The organism is Candidatus Fukatsuia symbiotica, from assembly GCF_003122425.1.
Taxonomy (GTDB): Bacteria; Pseudomonadota; Gammaproteobacteria; order Enterobacterales; family Enterobacteriaceae; genus Fukatsuia; species Fukatsuia symbiotica.
The window spans coordinates 2,665,853-2,685,530 of the sequence record NZ_CP021659.1 but is presented as its reverse complement, the minus strand read 5'-3'; the positions used below and the strand labels follow the sequence as shown (position 1 = coordinate 2,685,530).

Here is a 19,678-nt window from a genome sequence, read left to right as displayed (position 1 = left end):
TTACTCATTTATTCCATATTGCCGTTGTATTACTTCAACACCTTGTGATGTAACTTTAAATGTACTCTTCATACGGAAGTAATTGCCATTTTTTTCAATCCACATAATGGCATGAAAATAAATTTCTTCTATCGTTAACAATGTAGTTATATTTTTTTTAAACTTGGCGAGTTCATTATTATTCAATAATAAATGGTCGATAAATGCATCTACATTATGCCAACCTGATGTAGGTTTCATATTTATAATTTCTAATGCGCGTGCTTTATCTATTATCTTAGGAAAAAATGAAACCAATAATTGACTATGTAGTGGATTTAATGTATTGATATTAAATTTATCATCAGGTAGTGCACAAAGGATCCCTTTTAGTCGATTAAAGATATATTTGTCGATATAAGGTAACATGCGTAACTCCGTGATATCTTGGAACAACCTATTTGTTATCACCGGAGCTAGCTTGACTTTATTATTGTTACTCTGTTTTTGTTTTTTATTTAACCTGCTATTATTTGAACGCTTCCTGTTTAATATTAATGACATAATTTCATTTGCTTTCTGATGATGAACACCATTATAGATAAGTAAATTTTTAAAAACTTCTTCTGGATGATAAGACTCTTGAATTCTCTCATCAAAATTGGAATTGTAGAGAGCATTGATATTAAAACAAGCACTATCATTGAATAAGTTAACACTAATAATTGCATCATCAAGATAAATATATTGTTTTTTATTTACCCATTGTTGAATATTACTATTTTTTTTACCGAAATTAACAATTTTCTTAATACGGTTTCTGCACCTAATAATATCCATTTATCTTGTTGCTGAACCTGTAGAGTGGCGGTCATAAAAAAAATATGTAACCAATTCTGATTAATATTAATAGCTGGTATACTCATTAAAAGCAAAATAAATAATATAATTAGTAAGGCAATACCCCTCTGTCTCATTGAACCGCTTCCTGAGCTGTTAGTATCATCATTTTCCTGATGATATGCATATTTTCAAGTTGCAAAATCACTGCAACGCCTTTAGGCATCATGCTTGGGTGATCCCATTTTTCTATCCATTGCTTCCTATGATAAAATTTCAGCTGGAAATCCAGCACATTGCGCAATATAGTCGTAACATTTGGCTGGTCATTTGATAAATTATCGGGATAACGATAACTTACACGTTCTAATGTATTATTTTTAATTCGATACCTCACTCTTTCAAGATTAGAACGCGGGAATAGCCCAGCCGGGTTAAACCGATTATTCCGTATTAAATCAATACTGTTCTCGCCACTGTAAAGTTTTTCAGACTTAACGGAAAAATTATCTGATCCAGACAGCAGGATGATCGCATGGGTTATATCTCGCTCCAAAAATCCTATGGCTCGTTGAATATTAACTAATCTCGTTGATTTTTGTATAAATATTTCTGAACTTTTGAATGTGGTTCGCAAAACCTGATACGCAGTAAGATTCATTATGGAAAATATCGCCATTGCCAATAACATTTCTAATAATGTGAAACCATATAAATAGGTGTTTTTCATCTTTTTACCGCGTAGCCTATTAAAATAAAGTCTGGTTGTAAATTTGTTATCTCTTTACGTATTTCTATAGTAACCAAAATAAGATCTTTATTGGTTGATTCCCCACCCCGCCAGCGCCAATACCATTGTTGACCCGCTAGCTCATTATTTCCACTACTCCATATATATTTGGGCGGGTAATTATTAAGTTTTATTTCTACCAATATATTTTCTGCGATCCAGGATGCATATATACGTTCTTCTAGTCTGTTAAGCCCTCGTAGCTCTTCACTGATAGCAGTGACAATCGTTAGCCCTGCGATAGAAAAAATAACTAAAGCAACCATCACTTCTAATAATGTCATACCCTGATTTTTTTTCATCCCGTTAATTATCTATTCTACATGGAAAGAATTTTATTATTATCATAATTTATTGTTATTGTAGTATTTGTATCTTCATCGATCAGTTCTATAGTAAATATATTATTTTCGCCTCCAGGAAAAAAAATAATTATCGGATTAACATTGGTATCCATATGAGTACTTACTTTTATTTTTTTATTATCAATGTACAGTTGCATACGTATATTATTCGGTAATATTTTGTGTAATGGATATTGTTTTTGATACGTCTGGATCCAGAAATTTTCTGGCCAAATTACACTTTTTTGTACTATTTTTTTATTTTTGCAGTCAGAGTTGCAAAGCGTTAACAATTTCCATTCATGCTGGGATAACTGTAAAGAAAAAATATGTCTTTCTAACTCACTTCGTTGTATGACAAACTGTAAAGCAGATACTAGACGCTGGCTTTCCAAGACGACATTATTTGTTTGGTTCGGCATCGTCATTAAAGCGAAATAAGTTAGTCCCACGAGTAATGTTATCACGAGTATTATTTCCAGCAATGTAAAACCTTGCTGTTTCTGCATGATTAATTTTCCTCTCGTTCACCTGTTGTGACGATCCAATTACCAATATCATCACTGGTATCTATTATTCTATCGGGGCCTGATGAGAAAACATCAATAAGATTATGCTTTCCTGGATTTCTAATTTGATAATTTTCCCCCCAAGGATCACGAGGTAAACGGCGAATATAACCGTCCTGGCGATAATTTTTAGGAAACGGTGGCACTTTCGGTTTTAATACCAGTGCAGTTAACCCCTGATCATTGGATGGGAAATATTGATTATCTAGTTTATACATGTCTAAGGCGTTTTCAAAAATGGTAATATCACTTCTCGCCTTTTGATAATCTGCCGTTATTTTATTACTCATCAAATTAGGTATAGTTAAACCCGCTAATAAACCCAATATTACCATGACAACCATTATTTCTAATAAAGTAAATCCTGTTTCTTTTTGATGGGGTATATACATAATATTTTTCCTACAAATCGATCGCTTGTGAAATCTATTCTGTGAACTGGATTTTTCGTTGTTTTAAAAATGCTCATTTATTAGTATGTATATTTAATAAGGAAATCTTAGGATATTTTGACTTTATGTCACTCTTTGAAATTTCGCAAGAGATCTAATGGATAAAAAATTAAGCCATTAACGTATTAAGATCCATGATAGGCTGTAAGATAGATAAAATAATAAATAATATCAATGCTGCCATAATAATTATTAATAAAGGTTCGAACAATGTCATAATTATTTCTATTTGATGAGAAAACTCTTTCTCTTGTATCTTAGCCACTCGTTCTAACATATTATTTATTTGACCACTACTTTCACCTGATGAAATCATATGTATGACTATAGGTGAAAATAGTTGACTTTTTTTTAATACTGCTGAAAGACTATTACCTTCGCGAATTAATTCTGTAGATTTTGATAACTGTCTACTTGCATAAATATTAGATGATACTGAGGCGCTAATAGACATCGCTGTTAGCAATGGGACACCATTACTATTAAGTATGGAGAGTGTTCTAGTATAACGTGCTGTATTTAATTTTATGCTCAGCTTTCCTAATAAGGGCAAGCGTAAATAATAACGATGCCATTGTATTTTCCATGATGGACGTTGTAATAATTTTTGTAACAATAAAATATTGCTAATAACGATCAAAATAAAAATGAAGCCATAATCGTGTATTTTATTATTTATCGTGATTAGAACACGGGTTGCTAGCGGCAGAGTTTTTTTCATATAGACAAATTGTTCGATAACTTGCGGCATGACGAAAGTAAGTAAAATAGCAATAATAGCAATGGAAACCGTAATAAGTAGACAAGGGTAGATCAATGCATGTGTTATTTTATTTTTTATCTTTTGTGATTGTTCAATATGATCAGATAAACGGTTAAGTACACTTCCTAAGTGACCTGATTTTTCTCCAGCTAAAACCATTGCCTGGTAAGTTGGATTAAACGTTTGCGGATATGATGCGATTGCATGGGAAAAAGAATATCCTGCAATGATCTTATTTCTTATTTTGTCTAGCAGTACAATCAGTATTTTTTTTTCACTTTGTTTTGATATTGTTCGTAATGCTTCTTCAATAGGTATAGAAGCGGTGATGAGTACCGCTAATTGTCGAGTGATAAACGCTAAATCAGTATAGTTTATCTGACGTATAAATAGGGTGGGATATAAGAAACGGCTATTATTTTTTTTAATACTTAATAATAACATGCCTTGTTTACGTAACAGGTGGCGAGCTTGTCTGGCTGTCTCAGCTTCTATACTTCCCTTGTATTTATTACCAGATTTGTCAGTTGCATAATATTTAAAGATATTCATTGATGTCTTCCTTGATGATCCTGAGTACTTCTTCAATACTGGTGATACCAGCAATAATTTTTTCTAACGCGTCATACTGAATGCTGAGAGTTTTATTCTTAACTAATTTTTTTAATTCAACTTCTCCTCTTCCATGATAAATGGCTTCCCGTACTTCATCATCTATTATAGATAATTCATGAATTCCAATTCTGCCTTGATAACCACTAAAATTACACTTTTGGCAGCCTACTGCTTGATAGCCAGAAAATGAAATACCATGATAATTAACACCCAGTGATTTAATATTCTCTGGTATTAATATATGCTGCTTTCGACAAAATAAACAGAGTGTCCGTACTAGCCGTTGTGACATAATAGCCAGTAATGAACTTGATAGCATAAAAGGTTCGATCCCCATATCATGCAAGCGAGTGATAGCACCAACAGTGCTATTGGTATGTAAAGTAGATAACACTAAATGCCCGGTTAAAGATGCTTGTACCGCTATTTTTGCTGTTTCTACATCACGGATTTCGCCAATTAATACCACATCAGGATCCTGTCGTAGTATCGCTCGTAATCCTCTCGCGAAGGTCATATCAACTTTTGGATTAACTTGAGTTTGAGATATGCCATTTAAATCGAATTCTATAGGATCTTCTATGGTCATTATGTTGTGGGTTGTTGAATCAATTTCCTTTAGAGCTGCATATAAAGTAGTACTTTTACCGGAACCAGTAGGGCCAGTAATTAAAATGATACCATGAGGCCGCTGTACTAATTTAATCATCAGATCATAATTTTTTGCTGTTAGCCCTAAATATTTTAAGTCTAATTTAATATTATTTTTATCAAGTAACCGCATTACAACCCTTTCACCGTGATTGGAAGGTAATGTAGAAATACGTACGTCTAGTGTTCTACCAGCAATATGTAATGCGATACGACCATCCTGAGGTAAACGTTTTTCAGCGATATCTAATTGAGCCATGACTTTGATACGAGAAACCAATAAAGAGGCTAATTGAGACACTGGTTCAATAATTTTTTTTAATACACCATCAATTCGAAAACGGATAATTAGATTATTTTCAAAGGGTTCTATATGAATATCTGAGGCTTTTGCTTGAATGGCTTCTGTAAGCATCGCATTGATTAATTTAATAATAGGGGCTTCATCTGAAGTATCTAATAAATCATCATTTTTGGGTAATTTTTCAGCCAATGTATAAAAATTTAGCTCATTACCCATATCTTCCATAATTTGTCGTGCTTGCATAGAGTCTTGTTGATAGACGCGTAGTAAGCAAGTTTCGAATTCTTTATCGCTTATCAGACTGAATTCTGTGGGTTCAATCGCTAACCGACGGCCTTCTAAATAAGCATCGATCATTACTGAAGAACGGCAGAGTAGTTTGCATCCCGATTTTGTAGGTATAATTATTATGCCATTATCCTTAGCCCAGCTGAATGCTAGTGGTGGCGGAATGGGGTTTATCTCTGCGGTGTTCATTCTATCTCCTTAGAGTCTGTAAAAAGTCTATTGTATTGTGCAAATTTCTATTTAAATTTTAATAAAAATTATTGCACTTGGTTCAATATTAATTTTACTCCCTATGGTTATGTCGTTACTCTACTCTACCGTTTTCATTCAGTGTATAAAAATCCTGGATATCATGCAGAATATTAAAAATAATATTATCTTTTATTTTTCTATTGATGTTTTTATTTATTTCATTAAGGTAAGTAACGCTATCTATTTTAGTAGTAAATTTGTTAATTTTATGATCGGTTGTATCAGTATGATCTATTGGTTCACGAATAATAGTTGGTTTAATAAATAGAATAAGATTCCGTTTTTCAATTTTATTTTTATTACTTCTAAATAAAAAACCAATAATGGGTATATCACCTAAAACAGGAATTTTATTAACTATATTTGATTTTTTTTTATCCAGCAAACCACCGACAACGACGGTTTCACCACTCTTAACTAATACTGCGTTATTGACTATCCGTTTATTAAAAATTGAGCCTAATTCATTATTGTGATTCACTGAGTTTTCTGCAATACTGGATACTTCTTGCTGAATTTCTAGTAAAACAGAATCATCTTGATTAATTTGTGGTTTAACTTTTAGCATAATGCCGACGGATTGACGTGAAATAGAATTATAAACTTTATCTGTAGATGTGGTTTGGGTTGAGGTTAATACCGGCACTTCCTGACCGACATTAAATTCAGCTACCATATTATCCAAAGTGACAATACTTGGAGTGGCTAAAATATCATTTTTTGAATTAGTTGACAATGCCATAAATAAACTATTCCAGTTACCACGATAAAAACCAGTAGTTAATCCGTTAACACCATGGAGTGTTGTTGATATAATATTATTACTGTCAAAATTGTTTAAATCATTTTTTTTATGTGAAGCTGTTTTTATAAAATTTACACCACCACCCGAGGTGTTTGACCATCTAATACCTAAATTAAGACCCGTATTATCATGAGATTCGACAATAATGGCCTCAACTAAAACTTGGGCACGTCTTATATCCAATTTTTCGATAACCTGTTCTAAATCATGCATGACATCAGGAGGCGAAGTAATGATCAAAGCATTTGTCTGTGTATCTGCTTTTAGCATGATTTTCTCTTCAGGTAAAATAATCTTGGTATTTTTCATGCTTTTTTTGATATTTGAATTCATACCATTTAACACATTGAGTAATTGATCCGCTTTGGCATATTTTAAATAAATCACTTTCGTTTTACCGCTAGTCACTCGTTTTTTATCTAAATATTTGATCATTAGCGATACTTTTTTGCGTGAATTTATATCACCACTGATTAGGATAGAGTTTGTCCTTTCATCGGCAATGATTTTGAACGTCATTGGTATCGTTGGTTTGTTATTACTTGTTGGTGCTAGTAGTTCATTAATAATCCGTATTACCTCGGTAGCCGATGCATAAACTAATTTATGCACCTCTAGTACTGAATTAGAAGCTTGATAAAGATTAACGGGTATGATCTTCAATATATTGTTAGGCATTTCTGATACGGTATAACCATGTACATCAAGTACATGAAGAAAAAATTGATAGTATTTTTTCTTATCTAAATTTTCATAGCTACGTACAGAGATTAAACCTTTAACTTTAGGATCCATGATTATCGTTTTATTTATATTTTTACTGACTGTATTTATGAATTCTTTGATGTCAGTATCTTTAAATTTTACTGAAAATTCTTCAGATAATAGATTATTAGAATGGAACAAAAAAATTAATAAAACTAATATATTCTGACCAAAATAGTTTTTTATTAATTTGTCTTTGGTTGTTATAATTTTTTTTATCATTATAAAGTCCATAGACCATTTACTGTACTGGATACAATAAACTTCTCTTATTAAATATTAATCTAATACCATAAAAAAATATCCAATATCATTTTTTATTATTATCCTATCGTTAAATATTCTCACTATTATCGCTTTATCTTTTTTTATCTCGTCTCGGATAAAATAGCTGGACTGTTCGTTGTCTCTCTCAATGATGGATATAGAATTTAAAGGATTAGTGCTTTTTACAATACCAACTAACTTTGATTCTCCATTGTATTTTTTTGCATTATAAAGTATTTTTTCATCTGTAATTTCTTCTATTTCTGATAAAACTATCTGATGGGTATGGTGAGTAGCTAGCTGGAAGCAACCAAGTTCTTTTATTGCTATTTCCCTAGAAAGAGTGTTATTTAACCTTTTTATATGAGATGTTGCAATATCAAAATGTAATTCAGGTATTTCATTTTTATAATGATAGTTAATAACATCTTTGAATAAGGTTATAGTATAGTATGTATATAAGCAGATCAGAAGAGTTTCTAGGGCAAACCATATCCTATTTATGGAAAAAAAAGAGGCAATGCGTACTCTTGTTATTAATGAGAAAAGCATTGCCTATCCTATGGTTATTTGAGTTAATATAGATAGCTAAAAAGGAAAATGCTCAGTTATAAGCTAGCGATCTGCTTGATGATATCCGTTAAAACGGTCGCTACATATGTTATTCAGAGGAGAACGTAATAGGCTAGTGTCTAGCCGTAATCCATACCTATTTATGGTTTTTATAATACCAACTGGGATTTTAAATTCGTTCAATAGTGTCCTGAATTTATGAATGAGTTGATGATAGTTGTTATCTGAGATCCCCTTGTGATTTTCATACCATACTACCTTGATAATATCTTGCTTCCTATTTACATCATTAAAAAGACACATTACCAGTCTTTTTTGTTTTTCATTTATGTTAATGGTCAATCTTTTATTATGAAAATGTATTTTATTCATACAACAGTCTACTGAAACTTCTGAGCCATAATCGATGATACCTTTACCGTTGATATCAATGAATTTGCTCTCGGTGACCACAGATACGGTATCGACATACATAAGCTACTCCCTAATATTCAAAAAAAAATCAATAAGTTAGATTTTTAAAAATAAAAAAACAACATGATCATTAATATATAATGAGTTCAGTAATAATTATTATTTATATTCAAGAGACGAATCAAATGAAATTATATAATTAGATCATATTTTATTACGAAAGATATAATCTACGATATATATGAACATAAAAAAACATCATAAATAGTGATAAAGACAAGAACAAACAACGCAAAACCCAGCCAGTGCACCCTTAGCATCAATGTCAACGAATATACCATCAATCTAGTTAATTTAAACTTATAATAACAACGATAAATATATATAATTATCATTATCAATCGATGTAACTTATATAAATGAAAACAAGCCACCTAGAAATGTAAAATTCAGCCAAATCACGACTTTTTGCAGTAAAAAGCTTACCCTTTCATTTATCACGTAATGGTCTCTAACATATTTAGTTCTAAAGATCATCACAAAGATATATTGATGAGGCCACAATAAAGTAAATATAAGTGAAAATAACACTTTCTATTATTGTAAATACTCTGCTTTGTCAATGATAAAAGATAAATAATGTATATCCTACATATTTAGAGTAAGAACTGAGTCGAGTCAAAATTAGCACCATTGTAGAAAAAAACCACGTCCATCATCTCATGTAAGACGGCTGGAAGAAGCTACATGATTGATGGTATGTAACCTCAAAATTTTTAATAGTCTGTTCGAAATCTACTACGCTCGTTAATGGATAGGAGAAGATGCATGGACGCGAAGGAGGATGATGCATTCGAATACACTAAAACTATCAGTATTGGATAATTTAGTTGGTTTTCATGCAAAAATTTTAATAAAGACTAAAAACCACCAATCAGGCTTCTATTGCTCCCCGTAATTTTTTCATGGCATTTTTTTCTAACTGCCGGACACGTTCAGCAGAAATATCATATTGATCGGCGAGTTCTTGTAACGTAGATTTGTTACCATTATTCAACCAACGGGCACGGATAATATGCTGGCTACGTTCGTCCAACTTTTCTAACGCATACGACAATTTGTCTGCTGCGTGGCTTTCCCAATTGCCTTCTTCAATGCCGTCAGCGAAATCGGATTTTTTATCCTGTAAATACAAAACTGGAGCAATAAGTTGGCCATCATTCGTTTCATCATCTGGTGAAAAATCGAACGTCATATCTTGAGCGGACATACGTGATTCCATTTCTCGGACGTCTTTATTGGTCACACCCAATTCTTTGGCAACCATATCTACTTCATCCTGATTAAACCAACCTAAGCGCTGCTTAGATTTTCGCAGATTGAAGAATAATTTACGTTGAGCTTTGGTTGTCGCAACCTTAACAATTCGCCAATTACGCAGAACATATTCATGAATTTCTGCTTTGATCCAATGTACTGCAAAAGATACTAAGCGTACTCCCACTTCAGGATTAAAACGGCGGACTGCCTTCATCAAGCCAATATTGCCCTCTTGAATCAGATCCGCTTGCGGCAAACCATACCCCGAATAGTTGCGAGCAACATGGGCGACAAAACGTAAGTGAGATAGGACAAGTTGTTTGGCCGCATCCGAATCACCTTGATAATACAGGCGTCCAGCTAACTCTCGTTCTTCCTCTGCTGTTAACATCGGATAGACGTTAGCAGCCCTAATATAAGCCTCTAGACTCCCTTGAGGCATCAAAGCTAAAGTTTGCATTTCTTTGCTCATTTGGATCCTCTCAACAAGCAGCACGCGCAGATTTGTGTATATCACTACTGCTACCACGGCCATTCTAGCATGCTTGAATCCAAATTCAAGAGTTGATCCACCCATTAGAATTTAGCCTGGATATCTATTTAATATTATCTAAATGTCGGTCGAGTTCGCTATGTGTTTTTTTATCTTTCAGACGGTTTATACTGGTCTCCATTGAGAGATTTTTCCATTTTTTAAAATACTAAAATATTAAGGAAGCGTAAAAACACTATGTTGAGTTATCGTCACTGTTTTCATGCAGGCAATCATGCGGATGTTTTGAAACACTCTGTTCAGAGTTTGATTATTGAGTCTTTAAAGGAAAAAGAAAAAAGGTTTTTTTACTTAGATACTCATGCGGGAGCGGGTCGTTATCAATTAGGCAGTGAACACGCAGAGCGTACCCCTGAGTATTTGCAAGGTATTGCCAAAATCTGGCAAGCCGACGATTTACCCGCTGAAATTATCCCTTACCTAAATGCAGTAAGAGCCCTCAATCAGGGCAAAAAATTGCGTTATTATCCTGGTTCACCGTTGATTGCCCAACATTTATTGCGGTCGGGTGATAAGATGCATTTAACGGAGCTGCATCCTGGTGATTACAAGCTACTGCGTAATGAGCTTTCTAAAAACGAACATGCTAAGGTACAGCGTGTGGATGGTTATCAACAGTTAAAGGCAAAATTACCTCCTCTTTCACGTCGTGGTTTTATTTTGATGGATCCGTCTTATGAGATAAAAGATGATTATCAGCGTGTGGTAAAGAACATTGAGGAAGGCTATAGGCGCTTTGCTACCGGTATCTATGCATTGTGGTATCCAGTAGTATTACGCCAGCAGATCAAAAAAATGATGGGGCAGCTGAAAGACACAGGGATAACGCATATTCTACAAATTGAACTGGGAGTACTTCCAGATAGTGACAGGTATGGCATGACAGCCTCCGGTATGATTGTTATTAATCCACCGTGGAAGCTAGAGCAGCAAATGGCGATTTTGTTGCCTTGGTTGCGTCAGGTTCTGGTGCCTGCGGGTTACGGTCATATTTTATTAAAATGGCTGGTACCTGAGTGATCGTCACTGGATTTCTTTTTGTCTGCAGTTCAATGGGGGCTTCGTAAGATCGTAAAGATATCTAAGAACCTGTTCGAAATCTCTTGTGTTCACCGTGTTTTGTTCAAGTAATTCGTCAAAAACGAGCTCAAAATGCGCATTTACTCCCTTTCTTGTATACAAAGAGTAAATTGCGCACTTTCGTCAGTTCTTTCCTGTCTGAGTGTTGGTCATGACGATTTTTGAACAGGTGATTAGCCAGTGACCAATACTGCATGTCGCATAAATGGTTTAGTTGTACTAGGCCTGGTTATGGAGATATTAGACTTTTCGATATTTACCCAGCTATGGATGCCTGTTGTTAACGCTTCCGTAGTCGTTGCTGATTCATCTTTTAGATCTCTGGAGGTAAATTTCTCTCCGTGACCAAAGTCTACTTCACTGTTATTAATAAGGATGTGCCGGGCATTGTAGATGTGTTCGGTTTGTAGCATCAAGTGATCACCATGATATTGGTATCTGATTTTGCTACTCCCCATACACTGACCATCAGCACCATATTTGGAGGTATTCTTTTTGATCAAACGCCCCTGACTGTCTCGTTCATAACAGGATTTACTATGACCAATTAATTGACGACTGGCGTACTTGGGCAGGCTAGAATTTTTCAGTACGCCATTTTCATCAAAGTCGTCACCATTACTTCCAACGATCCGATCGTCAGCGTATTCAGATTTTTTGTCATAAATTAACCATCCCTTGGCATTGTAGTGTAATTCTACGGCGTCTATAACCTGATTATCTATGTTATATTTAAAAATGTTGAGAATGATACAACCATCCGCAGCGTACCTGGACTTGTATTTACTAATAACTTTATTATCTTCGTTATACTCAACTTCTAATCTTTCAATTAACTTTCCCTGGTTATTGTATGTACTCGTGCTTTTACTGAGTAATTGACCTTGTTGGTTAACCTTCCTAAGGTTTTTACTCATTATTTTTCCTGCATGGTATTTAACTGTTGAGGTTTCAGTTAACTGACCATTAACGTAATGATTGGTATCCTCACTGATCAACTGGTTATCAATACTATAGCTAAACGTAGTATTACTTCTGTGAATAACTTTTTTGCCTGCGTTGTACATTCCAACAGGATATTCAAATTTTTTTCGGAAACTCATTTGACCGTGGGTATTTTTATTGTAATAAAATTCGTTTTTACTGATAAGTTGACTATCCGCATTGTATTTCAGCTCCTGGCCGTAAGTAAGTAGCCCCTTGGGATCGTATTCAAACGTTGCTTCATCATGACCAACCAACTGCTCCTCGGCATCATGCTGATATTTAAGCTGACGGATTAATTTATCATTGTGGTATTCACATTTTATTTTATTGCGAATGGTCAACTGATTATCTGCATTATATTCATGTTCGACCCAACTGTTACCGATTAATCTGTCATGTTCGTCATGTTCCTCGCTAACGTTACTTGTAACAATTGACGCAGCTTTAACATAATCGGTTGGGGCTAAGAATATATTCATCTATTACACTCCATTGTTTAATAGACTTCTTGCAAAACCTACTACGTGCTGCACATTCTGCGTTACCTGGTGCTCTCAATTCTCGTGTACTCGTATGTACACTGCGGTTGCTACGCGCCAGGCGCTTTGACTTCGCAGCACTCGCTACGGTTTTGCAAGAAGTCTAATATTTTGTTCTACAAGATCAAATAAAATACGCTGCATGGTTTTTATTCCGTGCATCGGTTTCTGCGAAATCTTACGCAGGTGGCTACCAAAGCACAACAGGGAATACTGAAACGAGTACAGCAAAAAGATCCGCAGGATTATATCGCTCATTAGCAACGATTTTTATATTTGGTGTTTTTAATCCACCTTCAGTTCTGAAAGCATTGATCGCATTGATTGATAGATGGTAGCTTTGCTGGTCATAGCTAGGAAAGTTACTGCCGTTACCAAATTCGACCACACTGCTATAACCCGTGGGTCGGTGGTCAACGTCATAACCGACCTCAGTTTTGCGCATTAACCTACCCTGTTGATAGCGGTATTCGCTTTTATTACGACTATGGAACTGATTAGCGGCGTTGTAATGGGTGCTATCTTCGCTGAGAAGTTGACCACGATGATTGTAGCGAAAATCATTGTAAGAGGTTAAAACACTTTTATTATCGTAATTATATTTAAATTGACGAATTAATTTATTATTTTGGTATTCGCATTTTACTCTGCTACGACTAAGTAACCGACTATCCAAATTATATTTATCTTCTATCCACGTGCTATTAACTAACCGACCACGATTATCATGTACTTCATTGAAATGACTTTTAACTACTGAATAAACCTGAGTATTATTGTTTTGGTCTAAATTAACGTCCATGCGTAATGCTCCATCGTTTAATTAAATTAGAACACAAGCCCAAAGTTAAATCAAAAAAACCTCAGCCATCGATAATGGCTGTGACGATTAAAAATAACACAAAAAAAGAATAATTAACATGGAAGAACGCGATAAAATTCTGTCAGTCTTACCTGACTATTCCTATTGAATAAAGTAGAAAGCCTAGTATTAATGTATAATGGTATATAGTGGAGAATTATTAAAATTATTTATGAATTGATTGTTGGCCGTTGTTTCCGTTGTTTCCGCTGTTGTTGCTCCTACTGTTTATCGGCTATGCTATGCGGATTTATGATACCTAACTGTTTTTATTATAGGATTAGCCGCCGCCATGCAAGAGCAATATTGTCCAAAAGACATCGAATCGTACGTACAGCATTATTGGCAACAGCAGCAGACTTTTAAAGTGACTGAAGACAGTGGCAAAGAAAAATATTATTGCCTTTCAATGTTTTCCTATCCTTCAGGCCGTCTGCATATGGGACATGTGCGTAATTACACTATCGGCGATGTTATCTCCCGTTACCAACGTATGCTCGGTAAAAATGTGTTGCAACCTATGGGTTGGGATGCGTTTGGCTTGCCAGCGGAAGGTGCAGCGGTAAAAAATAAGACTGCTCCCGCTCCCTGGACTTACGAAAATATTGAACATATGAAGAGTCAGTTGAAATTATTGGGTTTCGGTTATGATTGGGATCGCGAAATCACCACTTGTAAACCAGATTATTATCGTTGGGAACAATGGTTTTTCACTCAATTGTATCAAGAAGGAATGGTCTACAAAAAAAACGCTGCCGTTAATTGGTGTCCACATGATTTAACCGTATTGGCTAATGAGCAAGTAGTCGATGGCTGTTGCTGGCGTTGTGATAGCAAAGTGGAACGCAAAGAGATCCCACAATGGTTTATTAAGATTACCGATTATGCTGATCAGCTGCTCGATGATCTGGATAAACTAGAAAGTTGGCCAGAGCAAGTAAAAACTATGCAACGCAACTGGATCGGTCGTTCTACCGGGGTAGAAATTAGTTTTGATGTTGTTGGCAGTGAAGAAAAATTAACTGTCTATACCACAAGACCAGATACTTTTATGGGTGTGACCTACGTGGCAGTGGCGGTGGGTCATCCTCTGTCTTTACAGGTTGCAGCAACAGACCCTTCCTTGGCCGAATTTGTCGATCAGTGTCGTAATACCAAAGTTGCTGAAGCTGAAATGGCAACGATGGAAAAGAAAGGTATGGCGACTGGCTTGTTTGCTATTCATCCTTTGAACGGTGAAAAAGTGGCTATTTGGGTGGCAAATTTTGTGTTGATGGATTACGGTACTGGCGCGGTGATGGCTGTGCCAGGCCATGACCAGCGAGACTGGGAGTTCGCCACCAAATATGGTTTGCCTGTCAAAGCTGTGATCTTGGCAGCGGATGGTTGTCAAGCGGATATAAGCCAGCAGGCGATGACTGAGAAAGGCGTTCTATTTAATTCTAATGAATTTGATGGTCTAAACCATGAGGATGGCTGTAACGCTATCACGGACAGATTGGTATCTATCGGTGTCGGTCAGAAGAAAGTTAACTACCGCTTACGTGATTGGGGTGTTTCCCGTCAGCGCTATTGGGGTGCGCCTATCCCTATGATTACGCTGCAAGACGGTAGTGTGATCCCCGCACCTGCCGATCAATTGCCGGTTATTCTGCCAGAAGATGTGGTAATGGATGGGATTAGTAGTCCAATTAAAGCCGATCCACGGTGGGCTGAAACCAGGGTCAATGGTTTTCTGGGTCTTCGTGAAACGGATACCTTTGATACTTTTATGGAGTCGTCCTGGTATTACGCGCGCTATACTTGCCCACAATATGATCAAGGGATGTTAGATCCTGCTGCTGCTAACTACTGGTTGCCGGTTGATCAATATATCGGTGGTATTGAACATGCCATCATGCATTTGATGTATTTTCGTTTTTTCCACAAATTGATGCGTGATGCCGGTTTTGTCGATTCTGATGAACCCGCAAAACGTTTATTGTGTCAGGGAATGGTATTGGCTGATGCGTTTTATTATCTCGGTGATAACGGTCAACGGGTTTGGGTTTCTCCGACTGATGCCATTGTTGAACGTGATGATAAAGGTCGTATCGTTAAAGCTGTCGATAGTGAGGGCCATCAGCTTGTGTATGCCGGCATGAGTAAGATGTCGAAATCGAAGAATAATGGTATCGACCCACAGATGATGGTTGAAAAATACGGTGCGGATACCGTTCGTCTATTTATGATGTTCGCCGCGCCTGCTGAGATGACCCTGGAATGGCAAGAATCCGGTGTTGAAGGCGCTAGCCGCTTCTTGAAACGTGTTTGGCGACTGGCTTTTTATCATCTTGAAAAGGGTGTGCCTCAACCACTGGTTATCTCTGACTTGAATAGCTCACAAAAATCCTTGCGTCGTGATCTCCATAAAACCATTGACAAAGTCACTGATGATATTGGTCGTCGTCAAGCGTTCAATACCGCTGTTGCGGCAATCATGGAGCTAGTGAATCAGCTAGGCCGTGCATCACAGGATACTGAGCAAGATCGGGCGTTGATGCAAGAAGCATTGCTGGCGGTGGTACGTATGCTTTATCCATTCACACCACATATTTGTTTTAGCTTATGGAAAAAATTAAAGGGCATAGGAGATATCGATAGCGCGCCTTGGCCGATTGCCGAGCAAGAAGCGATGGTTGAAGCTTCCAGATTAGTGATCATACAAGTAAACGGCAAAGTGCGTGGTAAAATCACGGTAGCCGCTGATGCAACTGAACGGCAAGTTTGTCAAGGTGCTACTCAAGAATATTTGGTGGCTAAATATTTAGAGGGGGTTACAGTACGTAATGTGATCTATGTTCCAGGCAAATTGCTGAATTTTGTTGTAGGTTAAAGGAGGCGTTGTGCGCCATCGTATTTTAACATTATTGTTGGGGCTAGTGGTGCTAGTTAGCGCTGGTTGTGGTTTTCATTTACGTGGTGTGATCCAAGTGCCGCCAGAACTACAAACTATGTTACTGGAAAGCAGTGATCCTTATGGTTCATTAACACGTTTTGTACGTCAGCAATTACGCTTGAGCAATATCAATATTGTTGACGACGCTATGCGTAAGGATATACCGACATTACGGATCATGAGTTCTTCTGATAGCCAAAGCACAGTGTCAATTTTTCAAGACGGGACTACTGCCGAAAATCAGTTAGTACTGCGGGTGCAAGCTCAGGTGCTGATACCAGGGCAGGGTATTTATCCGTTACATGTGACTGTGTTCCGTTCCTTCTTTGACAACCCGTTAACGGCGTTAGCCAAAGATGCGGAGAGCGATATCATCCATCAAGAAATGCGTGAACAAGCCGCTCAACAACTAGTACGGCAACTGCTGATGGTAGATATGAAAAAAATCAAAGAGGACGAGAAAAGTAACGCGATACCCGCCAATAATGCTGTTGCAGCTACTATCTCTGCCAAATGATACGCCTCTATCCAGAACAACTTTCCGTGCAACTGCAACAAGGGTTGCGCGGTTGTTATCTATTCTGCGGTAACGATCCTCTGTTGTTGCAGGAAAGTCAAGATACTATCCGCCACACTGCTCAGCGTCAGGGTTTTACCGAATATTTCAGTATTATCCTGGATGGTCATACCGAATGGGAGAACATTTTCACCCTTTGTCAGGCACGCAGTCTTTTTGCCTGCCGCCAGATTTTGTTGCTTATTTTTCCTGATAGCGGGCTGACAACACTGATGAGCCAACAGCTCATTAGACTGACAGCGTTACTGCACCCTGATATTTTACTGCTACTGCGTGCCAATAAGCTGACTAAAGCTCAGCAAAATAGTGCCTGGTATAAAGCATTAAGTCAGAATGCGGTCTTTGTAAGCTGTCAAACGCCAGATCAAACCCAGTTGCCCCGTTGGATCAACAACCGTGCTCAAAATATGAAGTTGGATATAGATGCGGCGGCGATCCCGTTACTTTGTCACTGCTATGAAGGTAATTTGCTCGCACTTTCACAAATGTTACAAAAGCTGTCGTTACTTTATCCCAATGGTAGACTCACGTTGCTCCATGTCGAACAAATGGTCAATGATGTTGCTCACTTCACACCTTATCATTGGTTAGATGCTCTCTTGACAGGAGTGAGTGGGCGAACCTGGCATATATTGCAGAAATTGCAGCAGGAAGAGGAGCCTCCTGTTATTCTGCTGCGAGTTTTGCAACCTGACCTACTGTTATTATTGACACTAAAACGTAATATGGAGCAGGTTCCATTATGCAACCTGTTCGAACAGCATAAAGTTTGGCAGAATCGTCGTAATATAATGACGGAGGCACTGCAACGCCTTTCGTTATCTCAGATCCAGCAAGCCGTACACTTATTGGCACAAATAGAAATCGAGCTGAAACATGACTACGGTCAATCGATATGGTCGAGGCTGGAAACTTTATCTATGCTGCTGTGCGGTGCAGCGTTACCTGAGAGTTTTCTCGATGTCCACTAAAGCGACGGATCAGCAGCAAGCTATTTCTAGTTTGTATGCTCTATTTGGTGGAACTTTTGACCCCATTCATTATGGTCATTTACGACCCATAGAAGTCTTGGCACAACAGCTAGGGTTACAACAGGTTATCCTGTTACCTAATCATGTTCCGCCTCACCGTCCGCAACCGGAAGCCAACCCGTGGCAACGTTTGAAAATGGTTGAATTGGCGGTAGCTGATAACCCATTGTTTCGTGTAGACGCACGTGAATTACAATCTAGCCGTCCCTCTTACACCATCGATACTCTTGAAATAATACGTCAACAGCAAGGTGCGGAACTGCCGTTAGCATTTATTATTGGACAGGATTCATTGCTATCGTTACATAAATGGCACAGATGGCAATCACTGTTGGATGTTTGCCATCTGTTAGTTTGCACTCGACCAGGTTATAGCAATAGATTAATAAACACTGAACTACAGCGGTGGTTGGGTACCTATCAAATAAATGATGCAAAAAAACTCAACCAACAACCAAAAGGTTATATTTATCTGGCTAACACACCCTTGTTGGATATTTCTGCAACTGATATTCGTCGCCGCTACCATCAAAGGCAACGCTGTGATTACTTGTTGCCACGTGCAGTTCAGCAATATATTGAGTTACAAGACCTATATCGTTAATAAAAGTAAGGCGTTAACCTTGCAGGTTGATTACTTTTATTGCAGTAACGTTCAATCGAGGTATTCTACTTACTATAAAATTGGGGGCGTATAATTTAAAAATTTACTACACCAATTTTTAGCCTCGGCTGTGTTGTTACAGCATAGCGGAAAGACGTTTTTATCTCTTGTCACTTTAGAGCATTTTTCGCATAGATCCCGATCCGCTCCACCCGGTTTACATTCAGGACAATTTTCCATAGAAAACGATGCCGCTAAGTTATTGGCTATTTCTGAGTTGGCGGGGGTGATTGCCTGGATGGAAACTGATAGACATAAAAAAAAACCTGCTACTATAAATTGTAAAAACTTCTTCATCAAAAATTCCTTTCTACTAAAAATATATGGGGATCAATCTTGCCAACACATCTTGATAATTTGCTTAAAAAACGAAATAAGTTTTTCATTTTTAAGCTTAGGTAGACATGTTACTGGTATAAGGATAATTATGAAACTCACTGGTGTAAATTATTAAAG

The 19,678-nt window shown here is 36.8% G+C and carries 19 protein-coding genes; 5 read left to right on the top strand and 14 right to left on the bottom strand.

The features are described 5' to 3' along the window. From CCS41_RS13075 to rpoH, 11 genes are all read right to left on the bottom strand, one after another. Window positions 1-819, bottom strand: coding sequence for a type II secretion system protein GspK (locus tag CCS41_RS13075; RefSeq protein WP_072550602.1), 819 nt, complete (start codon window positions 817-819; stop codon window positions 1-3). A gap of 133 nt (window positions 820-952) precedes the next feature. Then, window positions 953-1,549 carry a type II secretion system minor pseudopilin GspJ gene (gene gspJ / locus CCS41_RS13070; protein WP_072550601.1) on the bottom strand — a complete coding sequence of 199 codons (597 nt, stop codon included), beginning with the start codon at window positions 1,547-1,549 and terminating at the stop codon, window positions 953-955. Continuing rightward, window positions 1,546-1,911 (bottom strand): type II secretion system minor pseudopilin GspI, encoded by a 366-nt coding sequence (gene gspI, locus CCS41_RS13065; RefSeq protein WP_072550600.1) that lies wholly within the window; start codon window positions 1,909-1,911, stop codon window positions 1,546-1,548. Before gspI ends, gspJ begins: the two co-directional genes overlap by 4 nt. A gap of 17 nt (window positions 1,912-1,928) precedes the next feature. Beyond that, window positions 1,929-2,462 carry a pilus assembly FimT family protein gene (locus tag CCS41_RS13060; protein ID WP_119797678.1) on the bottom strand — a complete coding sequence of 178 codons (534 nt, stop codon included), beginning with the start codon at window positions 2,460-2,462 and terminating at the stop codon, window positions 1,929-1,931. Between the two features lie 2 nt (window positions 2,463-2,464). Further along, the gene (gene gspG / locus CCS41_RS13055; RefSeq protein WP_119797677.1) at window positions 2,465-2,914 is read right to left on the bottom strand and encodes a type II secretion system major pseudopilin GspG; all 450 of its coding nucleotides are present in this window, start codon (window positions 2,912-2,914) and stop codon (window positions 2,465-2,467) included. A 169-nt stretch (window positions 2,915-3,083) separates the two neighbouring features. Next, window positions 3,084-4,289: a type II secretion system inner membrane protein GspF gene (gene gspF / locus CCS41_RS13050; RefSeq protein WP_119797676.1), complete on the bottom strand. Its 1,206-nt coding sequence runs from the start codon at window positions 4,287-4,289 to the stop codon at window positions 3,084-3,086. Beyond that, window positions 4,276-5,784, bottom strand: a complete 1,509-nt coding sequence (gspE, locus tag CCS41_RS13045) for a type II secretion system ATPase GspE (RefSeq protein ID WP_072550598.1) — start codon at window positions 5,782-5,784, stop codon at window positions 4,276-4,278. Before gspE ends, gspF begins: the two co-directional genes overlap by 14 nt. Window positions 5,785-5,899: 115 nt before the next feature. After that, entirely contained in the window at window positions 5,900-7,624 is a 1,725-nt protein-coding gene (locus CCS41_RS13040) for a secretin N-terminal domain-containing protein (RefSeq protein WP_420836471.1), read from the bottom strand. A gap of 72 nt (window positions 7,625-7,696) precedes the next feature. Then, window positions 7,697-8,236, bottom strand: a complete 540-nt coding sequence (locus CCS41_RS13035; protein ID WP_119797675.1) for a type II secretion system protein N — start codon at window positions 8,234-8,236, stop codon at window positions 7,697-7,699. Between the two features lie 63 nt (window positions 8,237-8,299). After that, the gene (locus CCS41_RS13030) at window positions 8,300-8,731 is read right to left on the bottom strand and encodes a winged helix-turn-helix domain-containing protein (protein WP_072550595.1); all 432 of its coding nucleotides are present in this window, start codon (window positions 8,729-8,731) and stop codon (window positions 8,300-8,302) included. Between the two features lie 874 nt (window positions 8,732-9,605). Beyond that, on the bottom strand, window positions 9,606-10,463 hold the full coding sequence (gene rpoH, locus CCS41_RS13025; RefSeq protein WP_072550594.1) for an RNA polymerase sigma factor RpoH: 858 nt from the start codon (window positions 10,461-10,463) through the stop codon (window positions 9,606-9,608). A gap of 258 nt (window positions 10,464-10,721) precedes the next feature. Between rpoH and CCS41_RS13020 the strand changes: the two genes are divergently transcribed. Next, window positions 10,722-11,564 carry a 23S rRNA (adenine(2030)-N(6))-methyltransferase RlmJ gene (locus tag CCS41_RS13020; protein WP_072550593.1) on the top strand — a complete coding sequence of 281 codons (843 nt, stop codon included), beginning with the start codon at window positions 10,722-10,724 and terminating at the stop codon, window positions 11,562-11,564. Between the two features lie 233 nt (window positions 11,565-11,797). On the opposite strand, the gene CCS41_RS13015 is transcribed toward CCS41_RS13020, so the two are convergent. Beyond that, the gene (locus CCS41_RS13015) at window positions 11,798-13,090 is read right to left on the bottom strand and encodes a hypothetical protein (RefSeq protein ID WP_072550592.1); all 1,293 of its coding nucleotides are present in this window, start codon (window positions 13,088-13,090) and stop codon (window positions 11,798-11,800) included. Window positions 13,091-13,340: 250 nt separating this feature from the next. Beyond that, window positions 13,341-13,952 (bottom strand): hypothetical protein, encoded by a 612-nt coding sequence (locus CCS41_RS13010; RefSeq protein ID WP_072550591.1) that lies wholly within the window; start codon window positions 13,950-13,952, stop codon window positions 13,341-13,343. Between the two features lie 352 nt (window positions 13,953-14,304). Here CCS41_RS13010 and leuS point away from each other — a divergent pair, with 352 nt between their 5' ends. Genes leuS through nadD form a run of 4 tightly spaced genes read left to right on the top strand, consistent with a single transcriptional unit; the run spans window position 14,305 to window position 19,162 of the window. Then, window positions 14,305-16,887: a leucine--tRNA ligase gene (leuS, locus tag CCS41_RS13005; RefSeq protein ID WP_072550590.1), complete on the top strand. Its 2,583-nt coding sequence runs from the start codon at window positions 14,305-14,307 to the stop codon at window positions 16,885-16,887. A gap of 10 nt (window positions 16,888-16,897) precedes the next feature. After that, window positions 16,898-17,467 carry an LPS assembly lipoprotein LptE gene (gene lptE, locus CCS41_RS13000; protein WP_072550589.1) on the top strand — a complete coding sequence of 190 codons (570 nt, stop codon included), beginning with the start codon at window positions 16,898-16,900 and terminating at the stop codon, window positions 17,465-17,467. Next, the gene (gene holA, locus CCS41_RS12995) at window positions 17,464-18,498 is read left to right on the top strand and encodes a DNA polymerase III subunit delta (RefSeq protein ID WP_072550588.1); all 1,035 of its coding nucleotides are present in this window, start codon (window positions 17,464-17,466) and stop codon (window positions 18,496-18,498) included. The genes lptE and holA overlap by 4 nt, the downstream gene beginning before the upstream one ends. Then, a complete protein-coding gene (gene nadD / locus CCS41_RS12990; RefSeq protein WP_072550587.1) occupies window positions 18,488-19,162 on the top strand; it encodes a nicotinate-nucleotide adenylyltransferase in 675 nt (224 codons plus the stop codon). The genes holA and nadD overlap by 11 nt, the downstream gene beginning before the upstream one ends. A gap of 72 nt (window positions 19,163-19,234) precedes the next feature. Here the strand turns inward: nadD and CCS41_RS12985 are convergent, their stop codons facing one another. Beyond that, entirely contained in the window at window positions 19,235-19,519 is a 285-nt protein-coding gene (locus CCS41_RS12985) for a hypothetical protein (protein WP_072550586.1), read from the bottom strand. Window positions 19,520-19,678 lie beyond the last annotated feature (159 nt).